At 35.7% G+C, this 20,497-nt stretch carries 21 protein-coding genes; 8 read left to right on the top strand and 13 right to left on the bottom strand.

Going from position 1 to position 20,497, the window contains the following annotated elements; genetic code table 11:
* Positions 1 to 5: 5 nt before the first annotated feature.
* From MKX83_RS08410 to MKX83_RS08390, 5 genes are all read right to left on the bottom strand, one after another.
* On the bottom strand, positions 6 to 692 hold the full coding sequence (locus MKX83_RS08410; protein WP_224939107.1) for an ABC transporter permease: 687 nt from the start codon (positions 690 to 692) through the stop codon (positions 6 to 8).
* Entirely contained in the window at positions 693 to 1,424 is a 732-nt protein-coding gene (locus MKX83_RS08405; RefSeq protein WP_341055028.1) for an ABC transporter permease, read from the bottom strand.
* Positions 1,421 to 2,362, bottom strand: a complete 942-nt coding sequence (locus MKX83_RS08400; RefSeq protein WP_251161285.1) for an ABC transporter ATP-binding protein — start codon at positions 2,360 to 2,362, stop codon at positions 1,421 to 1,423. Before MKX83_RS08400 ends, MKX83_RS08405 begins: the two co-directional genes overlap by 4 nt.
* A 279-nt stretch (positions 2,363 to 2,641) precedes the next feature.
* Complete coding sequence (locus tag MKX83_RS08395; RefSeq protein ID WP_224939104.1) at positions 2,642 to 3,895, bottom strand: ABC transporter permease; 1,254 nt, start codon at positions 3,893 to 3,895, stop codon at positions 2,642 to 2,644.
* On the bottom strand, positions 3,888 to 4,787 hold the full coding sequence (locus MKX83_RS08390; protein ID WP_224939103.1) for an ABC transporter ATP-binding protein: 900 nt from the start codon (positions 4,785 to 4,787) through the stop codon (positions 3,888 to 3,890). The genes MKX83_RS08395 and MKX83_RS08390 overlap by 8 nt, the downstream gene beginning before the upstream one ends.
* A gap of 151 nt (positions 4,788 to 4,938) precedes the next feature.
* On the opposite strand from MKX83_RS08390, the gene MKX83_RS08385 reads away from it, so the two are divergent.
* Entirely contained in the window at positions 4,939 to 5,124 is a 186-nt protein-coding gene (locus MKX83_RS08385; RefSeq protein ID WP_341055023.1) for a YhzD family protein, read from the top strand.
* Positions 5,125 to 5,203: 79 nt separating this feature from the next.
* On the opposite strand, the gene MKX83_RS08380 is transcribed toward MKX83_RS08385, so the two are convergent.
* From MKX83_RS08380 to MKX83_RS08355, 6 genes are all read right to left on the bottom strand, one after another.
* Positions 5,204 to 5,992: an enoyl-CoA hydratase gene (locus tag MKX83_RS08380; RefSeq protein WP_341055020.1), complete on the bottom strand. Its 789-nt coding sequence runs from the start codon at positions 5,990 to 5,992 to the stop codon at positions 5,204 to 5,206.
* Positions 5,993 to 6,105: 113 nt separating this feature from the next.
* Entirely contained in the window at positions 6,106 to 7,725 is a 1,620-nt protein-coding gene (locus MKX83_RS08375) for a long-chain fatty acid--CoA ligase (RefSeq protein ID WP_224939101.1), read from the bottom strand.
* A gap of 182 nt (positions 7,726 to 7,907) precedes the next feature.
* The gene (locus MKX83_RS08370) at positions 7,908 to 9,419 is read right to left on the bottom strand and encodes a coproporphyrinogen III oxidase (protein WP_341055016.1); all 1,512 of its coding nucleotides are present in this window, start codon (positions 9,417 to 9,419) and stop codon (positions 7,908 to 7,910) included.
* A gap of 222 nt (positions 9,420 to 9,641) precedes the next feature.
* Positions 9,642 to 10,511 carry a Cof-type HAD-IIB family hydrolase gene (locus MKX83_RS08365; RefSeq protein ID WP_095369927.1) on the bottom strand — a complete coding sequence of 290 codons (870 nt, stop codon included), beginning with the start codon at positions 10,509 to 10,511 and terminating at the stop codon, positions 9,642 to 9,644.
* 304 nt (positions 10,512 to 10,815) lie between these two features.
* Positions 10,816 to 11,166 (bottom strand): YlbF family regulator, encoded by a 351-nt coding sequence (locus MKX83_RS08360; protein WP_095369928.1) that lies wholly within the window; start codon positions 11,164 to 11,166, stop codon positions 10,816 to 10,818.
* 85 nt (positions 11,167 to 11,251) lie between these two features.
* The gene (locus tag MKX83_RS08355) at positions 11,252 to 12,394 is read right to left on the bottom strand and encodes a DUF445 domain-containing protein (RefSeq protein WP_307318328.1); all 1,143 of its coding nucleotides are present in this window, start codon (positions 12,392 to 12,394) and stop codon (positions 11,252 to 11,254) included.
* 142 nt (positions 12,395 to 12,536) lie between these two features.
* Here MKX83_RS08355 and MKX83_RS08350 point away from each other — a divergent pair, with 142 nt between their 5' ends.
* From MKX83_RS08350 to MKX83_RS08325, 6 genes are all read left to right on the top strand, one after another.
* Positions 12,537 to 13,895, top strand: a complete 1,359-nt coding sequence (locus MKX83_RS08350; RefSeq protein ID WP_341055013.1) for a YheC/YheD family endospore coat-associated protein — start codon at positions 12,537 to 12,539, stop codon at positions 13,893 to 13,895.
* 21 nt (positions 13,896 to 13,916) lie between these two features.
* Positions 13,917 to 14,993, top strand: coding sequence for a YheC/YheD family endospore coat-associated protein (locus MKX83_RS08345; RefSeq protein WP_341055011.1), 1,077 nt, complete (start codon positions 13,917 to 13,919; stop codon positions 14,991 to 14,993).
* Positions 14,994 to 15,000: 7 nt separating this feature from the next.
* Positions 15,001 to 16,371 carry a YheC/YheD family endospore coat-associated protein gene (locus MKX83_RS08340; protein ID WP_445293181.1) on the top strand — a complete coding sequence of 457 codons (1,371 nt, stop codon included), beginning with the start codon at positions 15,001 to 15,003 and terminating at the stop codon, positions 16,369 to 16,371.
* Positions 16,368 to 17,555, top strand: coding sequence for a YheC/YheD family endospore coat-associated protein (locus MKX83_RS08335; protein WP_341055007.1), 1,188 nt, complete (start codon positions 16,368 to 16,370; stop codon positions 17,553 to 17,555). Before MKX83_RS08340 ends, MKX83_RS08335 begins: the two co-directional genes overlap by 4 nt.
* A 66-nt stretch (positions 17,556 to 17,621) precedes the next feature.
* Positions 17,622 to 17,834 (top strand): YheE family protein, encoded by a 213-nt coding sequence (locus tag MKX83_RS08330; protein ID WP_251161279.1) that lies wholly within the window; start codon positions 17,622 to 17,624, stop codon positions 17,832 to 17,834.
* A 51-nt stretch (positions 17,835 to 17,885) separates the two neighbouring features.
* On the top strand, positions 17,886 to 18,080 hold the full coding sequence (locus MKX83_RS08325; RefSeq protein ID WP_341055004.1) for a hypothetical protein: 195 nt from the start codon (positions 17,886 to 17,888) through the stop codon (positions 18,078 to 18,080).
* Positions 18,081 to 18,133: 53 nt separating this feature from the next.
* Here the strand turns inward: MKX83_RS08325 and MKX83_RS08320 are convergent, their stop codons facing one another.
* Complete coding sequence (locus MKX83_RS08320; protein WP_095369936.1) at positions 18,134 to 18,394, bottom strand: metal-sensitive transcriptional regulator; 261 nt, start codon at positions 18,392 to 18,394, stop codon at positions 18,134 to 18,136.
* Positions 18,395 to 18,756: 362 nt separating this feature from the next.
* Here MKX83_RS08320 and MKX83_RS08315 point away from each other — a divergent pair, with 362 nt between their 5' ends.
* Entirely contained in the window at positions 18,757 to 18,957 is a 201-nt protein-coding gene (locus MKX83_RS08315) for an alpha/beta-type small acid-soluble spore protein (RefSeq protein ID WP_157733752.1), read from the top strand.
* Between the two features lie 56 nt (positions 18,958 to 19,013).
* Here the strand turns inward: MKX83_RS08315 and fumC are convergent, their stop codons facing one another.
* Positions 19,014 to 20,387 (bottom strand): class II fumarate hydratase, encoded by a 1,374-nt coding sequence (gene fumC / locus MKX83_RS08310; protein WP_322909126.1) that lies wholly within the window; start codon positions 20,385 to 20,387, stop codon positions 19,014 to 19,016.
* Between the last annotated feature and the right edge of the window lie 110 nt (positions 20,388 to 20,497).

Here is a 20,497-nt window from a genome sequence, read left to right as displayed (position 1 = left end):
AGCTATCAATGCAATTTTTTCACACTTCCTGTAATTAAAAATAAAAACATATACAAAATAAGCATTCCATTCACAAGCAGAAACTCCTTCAGTTCGCCACCAAAAACAACCCAATCTATTCCCCAAGCTAGCCAAAAAGTCGGCAACATAATCGCTATTTTTTGTAAAATTTCAGGTAACAACTCAATTGGAATCAAGACGCCACCGATTAAAGCAATGACACTGATAATTGACATAAAAATTAACATGGATATTTCTTTATTACGAAAAAATGAAATCCACATTAGTGCAAAGGCAATCGATGCCATACTAAATGTAATAAATAAAATGAATAACCAAAAGGGCTGATAAAGTTCTTTCCCAACTAATACGCCTCCATAAACTAAAATCAGACATTGTAATATTAAAATGGAAAAATACGCTAGCAAATTCTGTGCTAGATAACTAAAATGACTGATGGGGGCAATTGATACCTTTTTAGCAATTCCTCTCATTCTATCTTCTAAAATTAATCCGGAGAGCTTCAAACTAATAAACAAAATAAAAATACCAAAATATTGATATCCGTATGGAAGATGTGGCCAATACTCTCCTGATGGCAGAAAGATCGCAACAACTGGGAAGAGAAATAGAATCAACAAACTTGTTTTATTCGCAATACTTCTCTTCAGAACAAAGTGGAAAACAGTCATTTAAATCTTCCTCCTACCGAGCACAAACACAATAATAAAAGTAATTACAATTCCGACTCCTAACCGAATCATATAAATATAAGCATCAGGAAATAAATTGCTTTGTGCATAGCCAATTGCATTAGCAGCTAACAATAAAGGATTAAGGTATTCATTAATGAATGTGATAACCGTATAATCAGGAATTGGAAAAAACAACCCTGCCAACACAATACATCCAATGCCATATACTTCACTTAACCGTTCTGCTAATTTAAAGTTCTTTACAGCAAAAATAAGAATTAAACTTACAAGGCTTGATAGTACAGCCAATAAGCCAATGATGTACATTACCCAAAATCCATTTCCCCACTCCACCTTTAAGCCTATTCCTGTAAATAGAAATAACAAAAAACCCAGAAAAATGGAATATAACATGCCACATAATGAGATTGAGAGAGCATAAAAAGGTCGACTCATCGGCGCCACCATTAAACGTTGCCGTCTTGGAGAAAATAAATCATCTTGAATATGGGCAATCACGATTGAACCGCCAAACAATTGAAACACAAGTGTCATTAACTGTGCTGTATCATAGAACGCAGGATCACCGTATTGATTTTTTAAGTCTCCTAATACGAAATAAAAAGTGGTAATAAGGATAATCGGAACAACTAAGAGCAACAATAGCGTAATATAGTCTCTACTCATTCGAATCACTGTATAAGGAATGGTTCTTAGGACACGCATCATGCACTACCTCCATCCCTTAAGGTTCTTCCAGTCAAAGTTAAGAAAACATCCTCTAAATTTGCTTTTTCTACATTAATGCCGACAACACCAGAGTCCTCTTTTATAATCGTTAAAATACGGTCAAGGTGTCCTGAATTAGCAGAAGATACAACCAAAATTTGATTCCCATCTTTAATGACTTGTTTTACATCTGGCAGTGCCTGAATACTCTCCAAAGAGACTTCTTCAGGATGACTTACTTCTACCTTGATTCTCTCTTCATGCTGAATGTTGCGAATCAAATCTTGAACTGTTCCTCTTGTAATGATTTGCCCTTTATCTAATATCACAACCTCTGAGGCAATCGCCTCAACCTCTTCCATATAATGCGTTGTATATAGAATAGTCGTTCCGTTTCTTTGTAATTTCTTTACAGCTTGCAAAATATGGTTTCGCGATTGAGGATCTATCCCCACCGTCGGCTCATCCATAATTAAAAACTTAGGATCATGAACTAAGGAACATGCAATATTCAGCCGCCTTTGCATTCCTCCAGAAAAATTTTGTGCCCTTCCCTTTGTATGTTCTGCTAATCCAACAAACGCTAAGGCCTCTGCTACCCTTCTTTTTCTCACTTCCCCTTTTAACCCGTAAATTCCGGCAAAAAAGTTCGCATTCTCCTGTGCTGTTAATTCTGGAAAAATCGATATTTCCTGCGTGACTAAACCAATTTTTTCTTTGTTTTTATTCTGAAATGGTTTTTTTCCATCCCCAAATAACGTAACATTCCCTTGATTAACTGTCTCCATTCCTGTTAGGCATCTAATTAATGTTGATTTTCCCGCTCCATTAGGACCAAGTAAACCAATAATTTGACCCTCATTTATATCCAAATCAATGTAGTCCAACACTAGTTTCGAATCATAACGTTTCACAATCCCATTTAGTGAGGCAATCATCCGCTCACACCCTTTCGCCTTGTTAGTGTAAGTATGTCAAGAAAGGCAAAAAGCAAATAGTTACATTTGTCATTAATTTATTTTGCTTCACTGCCTCTTTTTCAATAAAGTAGGAAGGTTGTTACGAACCGATAAATAAACATTAGCAGAGCCCGCAGATTAGTTGTCTTATCATTATTTTAATAAATGTAAATTGGTCACTACTACATTTATCAATTCTTTTTTGCTAAAAAAGCTTCTTCATACACAAGTATGAGAAGCTTGAATGTAAATAACTACTTATTTTTCTTTCTTCGTTAATTGAATCGCTTTTTTAATATCTTTATACGAAGATGAGCGACCATACATTAAAACACCGCCACGATACACTCGTGCACCGAATATCGCCAAAATAATTGTCGTCACAATAAGAACGGCCATGCCTAATATTGGTTCCCATACCGGCAATGAAAGCATTCCTACTCTTAAGAACATCAGCATTGGCGTGAAAAAAGGAATATAAGAGGCAATAGTAATAAAAGTTGTATCTGGGTTAGATAGACCATACATTGAGAGTAAAAAGCCCACAACTACTAACATCGTCATTGGCATAATCATTTGTTGAACATCCTCAATCCGACTAACTAAAGACCCAAGAAAAGCGGCTAGGGTCGCATATAAAAAATAGCCTAATAAGAAAAAGATGGCTGCATAAACCAATATACCAAGTGATAAGTTGCTAAACCCAAACGCTTCGAACCAGCCACCTTCAAGCTTAGACATGCTTTCTCTCAATGCAAAGAAACCAATGGAACCTAAAATCAGCATTTGTGTCACACTCAACAGAGCGATCCCGAGTATCTTAGCAAACATTTGCTGAACAGGTGGGGTACTTGATATAAGAATTTCCATGATTCTAGATGACTTTTCAGTTGCCACTTCATTAGCAATCATACTCGCATACATGATGACAGCAAAATAAATTAAAAATAAGACCACATAAACAAGACCTCTTGCCTGACTTAATTCTTCTTGAGACTTCGCATTTTCCTCAAGTGCAGTCGTCTCAAACGATACAGGTGCATACAATGTTTGCAATTGCTCTGGTGATAAATTTATACTCTCTGCAGTTAATTCCGTCTTTATTTGCTGCAAAGCTGTTTGCAATAAGCTAGAGATAGTAGTGTCAGCTATACTCAAGGATTTATATTCACCGCTAATGAGATCTTCACCGTTAGAAGTTAAGTAAAGTGCACCTGTAAATTCCCCAGATATTACCTTCTCGTCCACTTCAGCTTCTGACTGTTGTACACTTTCTAAGATAACTTCCTCCGATGTATATGCCTCTATGCGTTCTATTGCTTGGATGGAACTGTTTGTTTCATCTATCACTGCCACTTTCGGTGTTTCTTCATTTGAAAAAGTATCGATAATGGTTGTAATATTGGCTAACAGCACAAATAAAAGTGCCGTAATGATTGTCGTAATAAGAAAAGACTTTGTTTTTATTTTTGTCCAATACGTATGCCATAGAATTGTCCAAAAATTACTCATAAGAAGCACCTGCCTTTTCGATAAAGATATCATTTAAAGATGGTTCTTCAAGCATAAACTTGCGAATAAATCCTTTGCCAACAATATCTTTTAGTATATCGTCCGCTGCCAATTCATTTTCAATTTGCAGATGCACCCCTTCTGTTGTCATTTTAAATTTCTTCACAGCAGGGTGGTCTTGTAAAAAAGCCATCGAAAAATCACCATGAATGATTAATGTTTTTTTTCCATAAGAACGCTTAATTTCCTTCAATTCACCATGTACGACTGGTCTACCTTTTTGCATGATACAAAGATGCTCACATAACTCTTCAACATGTTCCATGCGGTGGGAAGAAAATACGATTGATGTACCACTATTTTTCAAGTCTACAACTGCGTCTTTTAGCAGCTCTACATTTACTGGATCTAGCCCGCTAAACGGCTCATCAAGAATCAATAGTTTAGGTTTATGTAAAATACTAGATATAAATTGTATCTTTTGTTGATTCCCTTTTGATAGCTCCTCTACCTTTTTTGTTTTGTAATCCGGTACTTTAAAGCGATCAAGCCAGTTGTCTAACTCCTTTAAGGCAGATTGTTTATCCATCCCTCTTAGCCTTGCTAAGTATACAAGTTGTTCTTTCACTTGTAATTTTGGATATAACCCACGCTCTTCAGGTAAATAACCAATTTGACCACTCACTGAATAATTAATGGGTTTCCCTTGCCAACTGATGTTTCCTTTGGTTGCATCAATTAACCCTAAAATCATTCGAAAAGTAGTCGTCTTTCCAGCACCATTCGCTCCTAAAAAACCAAACATTTCCTTTTCAGGTATTTCTATAGATATATCATCTACTGCAGTAAATTGACCAAACTTCTTCGTAACATTTTCTAATTTTAAAGACATATAAATTTTGTCCCTCCCTTTCATTTATTTACGGTATAAAACTAAAAAAGATTCATTAAATAAGGATGTTTCTTTTTGCAAGATTGATGGAATTATGCCAAAATATAATTAAATATCGGAATATTCAACTACATTACAAGGAGTCTTTATGATGAAAACTTATAAATTAACGGCATTCGAACCAACCGGTGAAAAAATTCTTGATGAATCATTCGAATCAGCAAATGATCAAGAAGCCAAGGTGACCGGAGAAAACCTCCTGAAAGAAAAAGGATTAGATGAGAAAACACATCGTTGCTCTTCTCCAGCAGGAAAGCTTATATTACTTCACCGGTAGACCTCAGGTTATACTATACACCACGTATCAAATAAAGACACGCATGTTTCTGATAAAACATGCGTGTCTTTCATTCCTGTTATTTCCCTGTGAATCGAGGCTGCCTTTTTTCAATAAAAGCGTTTATGCCTTCTTTATGATCAGCTGTTTTCCTCATTTGTGCTTGACCACTTTTTTCGAGCTCTAATAATTTTAATAATAATGGGCGATTCTTATCTGTCAGTATTTTTTTTGTTTTAATCATCGCAAGGATTGGAAGATGACTCAGATGGTACACTTTTTTATTTACTGCTTCGTTAAGATCATCTACGACTTCATGAACAAGTCCTCTCTCCCATGCTTCTTCAGCTGTCATCGGTTTCCCTTCCCATATGAGGTGCTTTGCTTGGTCGGGCCCTAACTTACTCTCAAGGAAAAAGTGGGAACCACCGTCCGGGATTAACCCTATACCAATAAAGTTCATCGCTAATTTACTTTCCTTATGAGCATAAATGAAATCCGTAGCTAATGCTAAACTTAATCCGAGCCCTGCAGCTGCACCTTTTATTGCGCTAATGGTGATTTTAGGCATACTATACAATGTAACAACTAACTCATTAATCTCATCCATTACAACGGGGAAATCGTTTTCATTCGCATCCATCAGCATCGTTTTAATGTCTCCGCCTGAGGAGAATGCTCTACCCGCCCCTTTCAAAACAACGATATCTATTTCTTCTAAATTACTTAACTCTTTCATAACAGCAGCCAGCTCATGAATCATTTCCACATTTAGTGCATTTAATGACTCAGGCCGGTTCATTTCCACATGCGCCACTCTTCCCTCAATCGAATAATTAACGGTCTTTGTATCAAAATCAAGCGCCATTCATTTTCCTCCTTAAGTTTGGATACCTCTATTATAAATAAAATATTTTTTATTTTCCAAATATAATTGAGTTTTTTTACTAGAAAATGAATGACTCTTCATATTGCAAATAATTACTGATTAATTTTATCCATTTGATATTTCTCTCGTAAATCACGTTTTAAAAATTTCCCTACAGATGTTTTGGGAATTTCATCAATAAAAATGACATCATCAGGAATCCACCATTTTGCAAATTGAGCGCTTAATGACTGAAGCACTTCTTCAGCTGTCACTTTCCCTTTATATTGTTCATGTAATACAACATAGGCTAATGGACGCTCTTGCCACTTTTCACTCGGAATACCAATAACAGCAGCTTCAAAAATGGCTTCATTAGCCATGAGCGCATTTTCTATGTCAACAGAAGAAATCCACTCCCCACCACTTTTTATTAAATCCTTCGTGCGATCGACAATTTTCAAAAGTCCTTCTTCATCTATCGTGACAACATCACCCGTATGAAGCCAGCCATCTTTAAAACTAGAGGCAGTCCGCTCGTCATTATAATATTCGGTTACAATCCACGGGCCTCTTAAGCAGAGCTCGCCCATCTGCTTTCCGTCCCACTCCACTTCAACCCCTTTTTCGTCAATCACTTTCATTTCTAATCCCGGAACCAATAATCCTTGCTTGCTTCTTAACTCCAGTTTCTCTTCAAAATCTATATTTTCTTGATAGCTTTTCAGATTGGAGACAGTTGCGAGTGGACTTGTTTCTGTCATTCCATAAGCATGAAGAAACGGTATCTTATACTTTTCTTCGAACACTCGAATCATGCCTTTTGGTGCAGCAGATCCGCCACACAGAATGCTTCTTAAAGAACTTAAATCATATTTTTTCGCTTGCAATTCCTTCAATAATCCAAGCCAAATAGTTGGGACACCTGCAGTAATTGTAATTTTATATTCTTCTATTAGTTCGGCAATTAATTTAGGCGTAAATGCAGGTCCAGGCATGATCAATTTTGTGCCAAACCACACACCTGCAAAAGGTAAGCCCCATGCATTGACATGAAACATCGGGACGATAGGTAGGGCAATATCTTTTTCACTTACACCAACACTATCCGCTAAACCTAATGCTAAGCTATGGAGCACAATTGCCCGGTGAGAGTAAATGACGCCTTTAGGATTTCCGGTGGTCGCGGAAGTATAACACATCCCTGCCGGGTCATTTTCATCTAGATCATCGGGATATTGATAATTGGGATCTGCTTCTTCTAGTAGACTTTCATAATTATATGCTGGAGATAAAGTTGTAGTTGGAGGTTCCTTATGGTCACTCATAATGATAAATGCTTTTACATTGGAAAGTTCGTCCCTACATTGTTCAATTAATGGAACTAACTCTTCATCTATGAGGAGAATTTTATCTTCTGCGTGATTAATAATATAGGTGATATGCTGAGATGAGAGTCTAATATTAATTGTATGCAACACCGCTCCACTACAGGGAATCGCAAAATATGCTTCCAGATGGCGGTGGTGATTCCAAGCAAATGTCCCTACCTTCTCCCCTCTTTTAATACCAAGCCTTTGTAAACTTGAAGCAAGTCTTCGTGTTCGTTCTGCCATTTCCTTATACGTAAATGTTTGAATACCACCTGCTGTTCTAGATACAACCTCTTTTTTTGCGAAAAACGTTTCTGCTCTTTTTATCATCTGTGCCATCGTCAAAGAAGAATGATTCATCACCAATCGCCTCCCTTATAGTAACCGTTTACATTATCATAGATGTATATGCGCTTTTGTACCTATTACATTCTTGTTTTTTTACTAAAATCCTCTATTAAAGTTGCCATAATTAAATCTAGTCTATTTTCACAAACAAAAAAGCTGCACCTCTAACCTAGGTACAGCTCATATTATTCTGCTTATATAGAGTTTGCCTCAATATTAAAGAGCTCATTTAACATAGCGATTTTCTTATCCGTGTATTCAACAAAACTTTCATTGTAGGATTTAGGGTCTTTCGGATTTGCAAAATGAGTAATTTTACCTGTCTCCGGATGGATAAACTTACTTGCTGCCCCGCAGCCAATTCCGATAATCGTTTGCATTTCTTCCATAATCATAATATTGTAGAGACTTTCTTGTTTCGGTAACGCATAGCCAACGTTTTCTAAATTTCCTAAAATATTTTTTTGACGATATAAATAGTAGGGCTCATAATGATGTTCAGCCGTCCACTCTTCTGCCATATTCATCATTCTTTCTGCTTCTTCACGATCTGCAACCTTATATTTCTGCCGGTTCTTTGTCATTTCAGAAGCTCTTTTAAAAGATAATGTATGGACAGTCAGTGACTCGGGTAGTAACTGCTTTGTTTCATTTAATGAGTGTGCAAACTCTGTTGTGCCTTCATTTGGTAAGCCAATGATTAAATCCATATTAATGTTGTTCATACCCATACTTCTCGCCAGGTGGAACTTATCGATTGTTTCCTCAACCGTATGATGCCTACCAATCGCTTTTAACGTTTCCTGCGTATAAGATTGTGGGTTGATACTGATACGATCAATATTCCATTTTTTTAGTACATTTAACTTATCTGCAGTAATCGTATCCGGTCTACCTGCCTCGACCGTAATTTCCCGAATGTGACTCACATCTGGAAACGACTCATACATTTCTTCATATAGAAGATCCATTTCCTCTGCTGTAATACTTGTTGGCGTACCTCCACCATAATATACGGTTGTCACTTTGATCCCATTTTCCTTTAACCATTCTCCCATATGTCTCATTTCATAATGCAGACCAGCTAAGAAGGAATCGACTCTACCTTGTTTACCACCAATTGCATAAGCAGGAAATGTACAATAAGCACATTTTGTTGGGCAAAAGGGAATGCCGATATAGATACTGACTTCTTTTTTTAAATCATAAAGGTCAGGAATCGCCGTTAATTGTCGTGCAACGATTTTTTCCATTAGATTAATTTTTTCATCTGAAATCAAATAATCTTTTTTCAAAGCTTGATGAGCATCTTCCTTACTACTTCCAGACATCATATGACGATGATAAAGCTTTGTTGGCCTTATCCCTGTTAATATGCCCCATTTCTGCACAATACCTGTCCAATCTTGTAATACAGTTAAATACACATGGGAAGCTGCATACTTTAATTGATTAAAGAATTCCTTTTCTGTCTCAAACGCCTTAAGATTCTTTCTATAGTTAGCGGTATAGACTTCTTCCTCGCTTGTAGTAAGCTGAACACTCATGTTAATCTCTTCACTTACTTCATAGTGGAAAGATATAACTACATCTGCACCCTCATGTTTATCAAGTTTTACAGAGCATTCTTCAAAAAATAAATTACCAATTAACTGCAATGGTCTTATATAACGGTTATCATTCAAACCTAAAATAGATATATTCATTGTTAATCACCTTTATACTTTCTCTTGATCAAACTTCTTTAAGTTTACAAAAAAAAGACCTTACGGGTCAATCTCCATTCATAGGTCGTTTGTATTTTAGTATATCAGTTTGTTAGCTATATTTGGCATATGCTGCTAAAAGACCACCCCCCCTTAAATTAAGGAAAACGAATAAGAAGCTTTGAAGGTAGCAACCGTTCTACCACCTTCAGAGCTTCTACTTTACTTCAAGAGATTCATTTTCCTTAAAAATTGGATAGGATGTTGTTTGCGGAAATGCTCTTTTACCATATATGTTACACCATGTTCATCATTTGTTCTTGTTACCCAATCAGCTTGCTTTTTTAAGACATGAGGGGCATTCCCCATCGCTACACCTAAACCCGCACCTTCAATCATCTGCAAATCATCATAGCCATCTCCAATGGCTACAATTTCTTGCGGTGCAATACCAAGTTCCTTACTTAATCTGAGTAAACCATTCCATTTGGATACACCATAAGGGACAATATCTAAACGAGAGTCATTTAGTTGGGTAATAGCAATTTCCTCATCATACATGACATCTAATGCTTTTTTGGCATGTATAAGATCATTGGTATTTTCAAAGTAAATTTCAATTTTTGGTGGTTTAACTGGATCTTCTAGCAAATTTTCACTCAGAGACTCAACAAACTGGTGGGAATAAAAAACAGGATCACCTGTTGAGAACACCGTTTTAGCGAGGATATTATTATTTGTTTTTGTCTTATTTGCTAGTGAAAACTTTTCATGCACAAGTCTTATTTGACAAGGGAATCCTTCTAATAAGCGTACAATATCAAAGGTTACTTCTTTTTTGATGCGTTTTACTTCAATTGGTTGTTCCAATTTATCCGCTGTATAAGCTCCAGCTGATGTTACAAGGATGGAATTTAATTTTAATGCTTTAGCCACTTTCTTAGCCGATGGAAAACTTCTTGCTGTTACTAACGTCACATAAATTCCCTTTTGCTGGACGTATTCGATTGCTTCCTTTGTTGATTTATGCAGCCTTCCATTACTTTGAAGAAGGGTACCATCAATATTTATAGCTAAGAGACGATAAATCATCTTTTTGCCCCCTATTCTGGATGAAAATTGTCCTTATGACACTTTTATGTACCCGCAACAGAAAATAGAACAGGAAGAATAGAGATAAAGAAGTCTGTTCTCTTTGCGTTTTAAACATAGTTACGTTTCCTGCCGTTCCTTAATCTTTTTTTATCAAAATTCCGCGACATTTGTATTTGTATATAAGCCGTCACATCCTTAAGAAGGCATGAGGTTTTTACACCTGCACGAAAAAAAGCACAACTTTGCTATTGAAAGCAAGGTTGTGCTTTTATGAAATAGAACCAAGTCTATTACTCATGAATTACTCGGCTGCACCGTATAAATCTTCGAGAGGCTTCATGATTGTTTTATTTAAGTCTGTGATAACTTCACTCATTTTTTGTTCATCGGCCATAAGTTTAGAAATCAGTTCGTGTTGTTGTACAAGGGCAACTGTTTTTTGCGCTTGATCCACTTCTTCTTGTGTAATTTCTTGACCAGACATTTGCTTCTGTTGTAACTGAATTTGAATATTTCTAAAGTTATCAAACATCGATTTAGCTGATGGATCTGCATTCACCTTATCATAAGAATCCTTTAAGCTTTGATATTCATTGCTTTCACGGATTGCTTTTTCTAATTCGATTGCTGCGTCTTGTAAATTATTTGCCAAATTGAACACTTCCTTTTCATAGACTTCCACCACTATAACAGACAATGGAAGTAAAATCGAGGAAAAACCTATAAAATATAAGGATTTATAATATCCATATGGCAGTAATACCTTGAAACACACCTACTAGACCACCCAGTAAGGCTCCAAGAAATGTAATCATTCTTAATTCCTTATTAATAATCGAGAACACCATTTGCTCTAACCTTTCAACAGAAAATGAGTCTACCTGTTCTTTTACAATTTCATTGAGCTTCATTTTTTCCATTAAAACAGATATTCTATCAGCTAATAACTTACTTATTCCTACTGTTGCTTTCGGGATAAGTTCAGTAATAATATAAGGTCTTATTGTTGCTGTTAGTTGACTAATTGGCATTTGAAATATTTCATGAACTTGAACAAATCGAAACACAGTCTGCTTTATGAATGGAAGGAGGTTATCTCTTCCTATTTTATCTTCAAACTCAGCAATATTTTTATCTAATAATTTTCGCCATTCTTTTCTAAGGAGTGATGTTAAAAGCTCATCTGTTCCAGGATGATTTAAGAATTTTACGATTTCAGGTTGTAGTTTTTCCCCTAATTTCACATTGCCTAAAAACATTTGTAGCATACTTTTAATCATGCCACTTCGTTTTTGGACAAAATCATCGGCCATCCTTTGAATACTTTCTTTTCCTTCTTCACTTGCGAAATAATTCTTTGCTGATTGCACAATCCAATTGCTTAGTTGAGGCAACTGTTCCTCCACTTTACCTACAAGTTTTTGTGGCAAGATTTCTTTCATTGCTACATCTTGATTTGTACGCATCCAATTCTCATATTTCACCTCTAAAAACGCACCAATCTTATCCTCAGCCATTTTTGCAGGTTCATTTATATCTATTTGTTCCAACAGATGCTCTAACGTTTTTTCTGTTTTCAATTTCTTTTCTACTTCTACCACGGCAAATTGTGTCAGCATTGTTTGAAAACGCTCATTTTGTAGTTTCTTTTGTATCCCTTCTGGTGTTAACAAATGATTTATGACAAGCTTACCCATTTGTTCGGCCATCTCACCTCTACGTTTAGGAATCAACCCTGGTGTAAAAGGAAGACGCCATTTCCCAATATAAATCGCTCTATAAGGCTTAAATATCATTTTAATAGCTAAATAATTTGTAACTCCTCCAATGATGGCACCAGTAGCAACCATCATTAGTAGGGTCGTAAAAATTTCTTTCATTCCGCTCTCTACCTTTCTTCTTTCACCAAATTCTTTGTGCAATCGCACCAATTTATCTTGCCATTCATAAGATAGCGTATCAGCATTCGCCTAGATTTTATTATATAATTACTCGCTTCTTGCGGGCAAATGGGGATTAATGATGACACGATATACAAACATTAAAATGAGAGTACTTCCGTATGAAAATAAGATGGTTCTAGAGCTCAACCCAGCATTAGCAGAACATTTACTAATTTCTAATGAGGAACATATCCGTTTATCATTAGGGCAAAAACAATTAACCATTCGCCTCATTTATCGTCAAGTAGATGAAAAGGAACTGTTCATTAGTCAATCAGTATTCGATTATTTCAATATACCATTTGAAGGGCACCTCATGCTTGTTAATTATATTGTTCAAAGCAAGGTATTGTCACTCGGGCCAATTATTGCTATCATGACTGACTTTTTTGAAATGGCAGATCAATCTCCTCCACATTTTCGCACCATCCATCAATTTTGCCATGAAATCAATCAAACTGTTGAGCTTTTAGGAGGAATTGCTTATGTTTGTCATCCCAAAGATATTAAAGAAACTGAAGTCCATGGTTATATAAATATCGAGGGTGAATGGAAGAAACAACTACTGCCACTTCCTGATGTTATTTATAACCGCGTTCACTCTAGAAAGATTGAAAGCTCACCTAGCTTTGCAAACCTTAAAAATTTGCTATATAAAAATGCCATCCCTTTTTTTAATGAACAATTTTTATCAAAGAAAGATGTATATGATTTCTTATTCGACGAAACTCATTTACGTACCTATTTACCAGAAACAGAAGATTATTCGAAAGAAAAGTTACTTTATTTTATAGAAAAGTATCCATCTATCTTCATAAAGCCCGTAAATGGAAGTCAAGGGAAACAAATTATTCACATACGTAAAAATAAAGATATGTACGCCGTTGGTTACTCATCAGGGAAAAAGGCAAAAACAAGCCACCCATTCCATCATCTTGATAGCTTCATATCGCAATTCGAGAAAGAGCATAGAACAAGTAACTATATTATCCAAGAAGGCATACCGCTCATTCAACTCAACAATAGACCGATTGACTTTCGCATTCTTTGTCATAAAAATAGGCAAAACATTTGGAAAGTTACCTCTGCTGTAGCCCGAATCTCTAATGCAGAACAATTTGTATCTAATCTTGCCCAAGGAGGGGAAATGAGAAAACCACTAGCACTGCTAACTACACTATTTGATAAAACCACCGCAATACAAATATTAGCATTAATGAAAGAAATTTCAATAGAGCTATGCACGATGATTGATCAAAAAACATTTGGCCTATATGGTGAACTTGGCATTGATATGGGCGTTGATTATGAGGGGCATTTGTGGATGATTGAAGCAAACTCTAAACCATCTAAGCAAATTGATGGTGAATTCAATCAGATCAGACCTTCTGCAAGAGCACTTGTAGAGTATTGTACTTTTTTAGCTTTTTCAACATAACAATAAGGAGGAAAAATCAGCATGAAAACACTTGGTATTATGACACTTTACGAAACAAGTGAAAGGACCTATATAACAGCTATTGCTTCACAAGCTAAACATCACGGCTATCAATGCTTTCGTTTTATTCCGAAAAACATCCTACCACACAATAATGAAGTAAATGGAGAGCTATTTAATGAAGTAACCGAACAATGGGAGTCTACGGTTTTTCCATTACCTGAACTGTTATATGACCGTTGTTTTTATCAAGAAGATGATCATTCAAAAAAATGCAAAGTCATAACAAATTGGTTAAAAAAGAGTGGTAAGACCCAATTCTTAGGTCAAGGACTTCCAAATAAGCTCGAAATATATGATGCCCTAAAACATTCTAGACTCGCTCCTTATTTACTGCAATCAGAGCCTTTCACTTCAGCGAAATCTTTCATTAAACAGTTAAAAAAGCAGTCACCACTCGTATTAAAACCAGTAAATGGGTCACAAGGTATAGGTATTTATGTTATCTCAATCAAAGGTGACTCAATGATTATCAAAACAGACAAAGGCTCTAAGCAGATTGAACAAACGCTTCCCATTCATAAAGCAACGGTTTGGTTAGAGAGGCTGACAAAAAGATATCAATATCTAATCCAACCATTCTTATTACTCGTTGATGAACAGAATCGCCCCTTTGATTTACGCGTTTTTCTGCAAAAGGATGCTAACGGTGAATGGCAAGAACAAGCAAGAGCCATGCGAACTGGTCATGAAAACGGCATAATTTCTAATTTAAGTGCCGGTGGAACAACCTCTTCCTATGAGCATTGGCTAGATAGTATTCCAAAAAGCCAAAAGTCGTTTTTACAGGAAGAATTAAAGGAAATATTAATTATTCTTCCCTCAATTATGGAATCATGCTTTTCAACACTATTTGAATTAGGTATCGACATCGGAATTGATCAAGAAGGTGGCATCTGGATTCTTGATATTAACTCTAAACCTGGCAGGAAATTGGTCTTACAAACAAATCCACAATTAGCAGATGTCCTTTACACTTCTCCATTTAAGTATGGAGATTACCTATTATCCCAACGGGCATTAGCTGAAAGGAAGTGAAAGAATGATGAATCAAACATTTATGATAGATATCACCTCAGACTATAAAGGCTGTGTATTCTTGCCAAACCATATAAATCTAAATACTGCCCTTTACAAATTAAATTTCGGTACAGTTACCATTGATGCTAAATTTAAGCAACAACCGAGCTCCAAACAAGCAATCACCATCAGTGAAGATCTCGCTAAAGATATTTTCTTCCCTTATGTCAAACACCCTCTTCATATTTTTATACATGATGAAACATTAACAATCGGACCCCTTGTTGGCATTTTCACGTCAGGGTTCACATCATTTCCCATGCGGCCTATCGGTGATCGCTCAATTATTTTTTCTAAACTCTTATCTGTAAGTACTAGTGTCGGTGCACTTCCTTTCGTATTTGGAGAGAAGCATATCAATTGGGATTCTGGTACTATACAAGGTTTATTTTATTTACAAAATGGGTGGAAGACAATTGAAGTGCCTTTCCCAAACGTAATCTATGATCGCCTTCCAAATAGAAAAAGTGAACGGCAAAAACAACAAAAAGAAGTAAAGTCACGACTTGAACAAGAATATTTAATTCCTTGGTATAATCCAGGCTTTTTTAATAAAATGGATATTTATGATCGTTTATTTCAAGTCGAGGAAATTTCGGAGTATTTACCTGAAACACAGCCGTTTAGTTCTTATTCCGCCATCGAAAACATGCTCGCCAAATATGGCCATATATACATTAAACCAATGAATGGCAGTCTGGGATTAGGTATTCATCAGATTATTTATAACAGAGAAGACAGTGCTTATTATTGTCGGTACAGAGATTTAAAAGCCGGTATGAATAAACTAAAGAAATTCTCTAGTCTAGAAGGGTTAATGAAGCATATTTTTGCAGGTAAAAACCTCGAAAGAATGATTATCCAACAGGGTATATATCTGTTGAAGAAAGAGAAATGCGCCATTGATTTTCGGTTACACACGAATAAAGATTCAACAGGACAGTGGATTGTTACTGCTTGTGCAGCAAAAGTAGCTGGAAATGGAAGTGTTACAACCCATGTAAAAAGTGGAGGTACGATTCAATCATTAGATGAAATTTTCGAGGATCCAATTGAAAGAGAAGAAATTGCTAATAAATTGCAAACAGCTTCCTTAAAGTTAAGCGAAGCAATAGAAAATAATATGGAAGGTCTTGTCGCAGAAATAGGCTTTGACTTAGGCATAGACCAGTCAGGAAAAGTTTGGTTTTTCGAAGCGAATTCAAAACCAGGACGTTCAATCTTTACACATCCAAGTATGAAAAAATTTGATTTCTTAACACGAAAACTTTCTTTAGCATATAGTATCTACCTAACAGAACAAGCAATGAAAAGCCCTGAGGCATTGTTTAGATGACTACTTCCTACTATGACCCTTTATCTCAAAAGTGGTATCACGCACAGGAAAAAATGTTTGGAAACAATAAAATAAAAACAGAAAAACTCTTTCATTATTCAAAAAAATGGTTGCCATTCTCATTAAATGAAGATTCTCATCGAATCGGTCCAATTATAGGGATCTTAACAAGCAAAGGAAAAAATAAAAAATTAGCGGGCAATGGTCCGCTATTTTTATCTCTTGTCCAACAATTTTCAAAAATAGGCGCATTACCTATTGTCTTTACGCCAGATGATTTTGGAGTTTCATTTGTAACTGGTTATACATTTCATCCATCTCTAGGAAAATGGATACAGGTCTCATCCCCTCTACCTGATGTCATATATAACCGTATTCCTTTCCGCAACCTAGAAAAAGAAACTGATTTTACTGCACTTACATCGTTCTTACAAAAACATAATATTCCTTTTTTCAATCCCTGTTTTATAAATAAATTGGAAATGCATCATTTATTAATGGAATCTTCCTCATTAAAACCTTTATTACCAGAAACTTCGTTATTAACTTCTGAAGAAATGCTACATGATTGGCTGAAAGACAAACAAAAAATATATATCAAACCCGTTAGTAGTGCAAAGGGAAAAGGAATCTTTCGAATCTCCCTACAGGAAAATCACTATTTAATGGAAGGTGTTCATCTAACAAAAGAGTTCGCTACCTTAAACGAATTATGGAATAAATTAAAAGTTCATTTAGCTAAGGACCGATATATCATACAAGAAGCAATTGAACCAGCATTATATGATGAATCAAGATATGATTTCAGAATATTATCACATAAAGAGAGGAACAATTTTGTCATTTCTGGGATTGGTATAAGGCAATCTAGCAGTCACCAACAAGTCACAACACATGTACCCAATGGTGGGAAGATATTGCCTTATGAACTATTTGCTAAAGAAGAGGACTATATATTTTTCAATTCAATCATACAAGAGGTGGGTCATTTATTAAATAAACAACTTGGTTTATTCGGGGAATTCTCTTTAGATATAGGTGTAGGTGCGAACGGTAAATTCTACTTGTATGAAGTAAATTCCAAGCCTATGAGTTTTGATGAAGAGCATATTGAAAACAAACGAATCAAAGCAATTTGTCACTTATGTATGCAATTAAGCGGTTTTCCCACTTTTCCTCATTAAATTATGTTTGTTTTCATTTTCAGAACTCCTCGATTCAAGTTAAAATGAGAACAAGGGGGAATAATCATGATTTCACATTTTCAATTTCAATCATTATATGAAAACAAAGAATTACCAGGATGGAAATTTTCTTTTTTTCATCATGGCAAAAAGTATTTAGGTATATATCATCGTGATGGAAAAATTGAATGGTTATCCACTGTTCCGGACCAAAATCATGAAGACAAGTTAAAAAGCCATATTCACGAACTCATGCTTTACCATGTGTATGACCGGTAAAGAATTGTGGAAGAATATGAACCATTCTTCTGAAATTAAGGAGGTTCATTTATGGCAAACAAAAAAGACGATTTAGTAAAAGATTTACCATATGAAGGACGCGATGAAGCCTTTCTCGATGTTGATCGTTATATTAACGAAGGAATGTCCGGAGGTACTGTGCATGTTAGTGGAGGACATACGAATATCGAAGAAGCGAGAGAACTAGAAAAAGAACAACCTCCGCATTGCTGTGATGAAGAATAGACTAGAAAGGAACGATTGTGAGCAATCGTTCCTTTCCTTTTACCAAAAACATCTTACCTACTTTTCACAATCATATTAACAGCTTGTTGTATCTCTTCTTCTGCATTTCTACCTTCTGAATTTGCTTCTCTTATACAAGCTTCCAAATTCTTTGCGACAACATAACCAATCGTTCGGTCAATGCCCGAGCGAATAGCTGAAAGCTGAGTAACGACATCTTTACAATGTTGCTCTTCTTCCATCATCCGTAATACGCCTCTCATTTGACCTTCTAATCTTTTAAGCCTGTTTTTCATATCCTCTGTATAATCCATTTATTCACCTTCTAACCTCATTTTCAATGATTAGGGTCATCATTAATCATCTGTGTTAGCGAATGTAAAAGCATACCCATAATTTTAATGACGATTAAATTGATGATTTATATTATATCATGTTTCTACTGTTCCTCCCTATGCACAATAAAAAGACAACAAAACATTTATAAGGAAATAATTCCCTAAAAATATTCAGGCATAATCTTTTAAATATCAACCATAATAACTATTACAAGCGGCAAACACGCTTAAAACTTCTACTATCGATGGGTTAAACCAAATATGGTGCAAAGAAAATTGCGTTGGTTCATTGCCAACTAACCCAGCCAAAAAAAAATTTAGAGGAGTGGAAACACATTATGGCAAACCAATCTTCAAATCAATTAGTAGTACCAGGAGTAGCTCAAGCTTTAGATCAAATGAAGTACGAAATCGCAAGTGAATTCGGAGTTAACCTTGGCGCTGAAACAACATCTCGTGCGAACGGTTCTGTAGGTGGAGAAATTACTAAGCGTCTTGTTCAAATGGCTGAACAACAACTTGGTGGCGGAAAGTTCTAAGCTGCAAAACTTAATAATATGGATTAGCCCCCTATCACCTAGGGGGCTTTATTTGTTTAGATCATTTTTTCTGGTACAACCCATTTATCATATTGATCTTCAGTAATATATCCTGTTTTTAATGCCGCTTCCTTCAATGTTAGCTCCTCTTTAAAAGCTAACTTAGCAATTTCAGCTGCTTTTTCATACCCGATATGGGGGTTTAAAGCTGTCACTAACATGAGGGATTGATTGACAAACAGAGAGATTTTTTCAGTATTAGCTTCTAAACCAACAATGCAATTTTTATTAAAAGAATTCATACCATCACTAAGTAATGTAATACTTTGAAGCAAATTAAAAATGATTACTGGCTTAAAGACGTTTAATTCAAAATTACCTTGACTGGCAGCAAAGCCTATCGTTGCATCATTTCCAAATACTTGACTTGAAATCATTGTCAACGCTTCGCTTTGTGTTGGGTTTACTTTTCCTGGCATAATTGAACTTCCTGGTTCATTAGCAGGTATCGTTAATTCTCCAATCCCACTTCTTGGTCCACTCGCAAGCCATCTAACATCATTAGCAATCTTCATTAAATCTGCAGCTAAACCTTTTAAAGTTCCATGAAGATGAACAATCTCACTATGACTTGTTAGTGCTTGAAATTTATTAGGAGAAGAAGTGAACGAGAGCTTCGTTAATTTAGAAATCTCACTAGCCATCTTATCACCAAACGACGGGTCAGCATTAATACCTGTTCCGACAGCAGTTCCACCGATAGCCAGTTCTCCTAGTGCTAGTTTCGCTTCATTGATAAGGCGCTCATCCTTCTCTAACATATAACGCCAACCGCTTATTTCTTGTCCTAATGTAAGAGGAGTTGCATCTTGAAGATGAGTTCTTCCTATTTTTACGATATCTGCAAAATCGTTTTCCTTCTGTAGAATGACATCCTTTAAACGAATAAGCGCAGGAATTAAATGTTTATCCACACTGTTCAGTGCTGCAATATGCATCGCTGTTGGAAAAGTGTCATTAGAACTTTGCGACATGTTTATATCATCATTTGGGTGAATGGAAATATCTTCATTATCCAATAATTCATTTGCCCGTCTTGCCACTACTTCATTGACATTCATATTTGTTTGCGTTCCACTGCCTGTTTGCCATACAGCTAAAGGGAAATGTTCATCAAATTTCCCAGCTAACACCTCATCACACGCTGCAACAATTGCATTTTTCTTTTCTTCTGATAACTTATTTAATTCATGATTGACTATCGCTGCTGAGCGCTTAATCGTAGTAAAAGCATAAATTAACTCTAATGGCATTTTTTCAATACCTATTTTGAAATTATTGCGACTTCTTTCTGTTTGTGCACCCCAATATTTTTCAGCAGGCACATTAATTTCACCAATCGTATCTTTCTCTACACGATATTCAGTCATCTTACTACCTCCCAAAAATTCTTGTCTATCTATTATTTTCCTAATTTAAAGCATTTTAAAATAGGTTTATAAAAGCTCCATCCTTAGTTTTACATTCCTAATCAACAGAA

The organism is Cytobacillus sp. FSL M8-0252 (assembly GCF_038007345.1).
GTDB lineage: Bacteria > Bacillota > Bacilli > Bacillales > Cytobacillaceae > Cytobacillus > Cytobacillus kochii.
The sequence above is the reverse complement of the archived record's forward strand: the minus strand, read 5'-3'. Positions and strand labels throughout refer to the sequence as shown.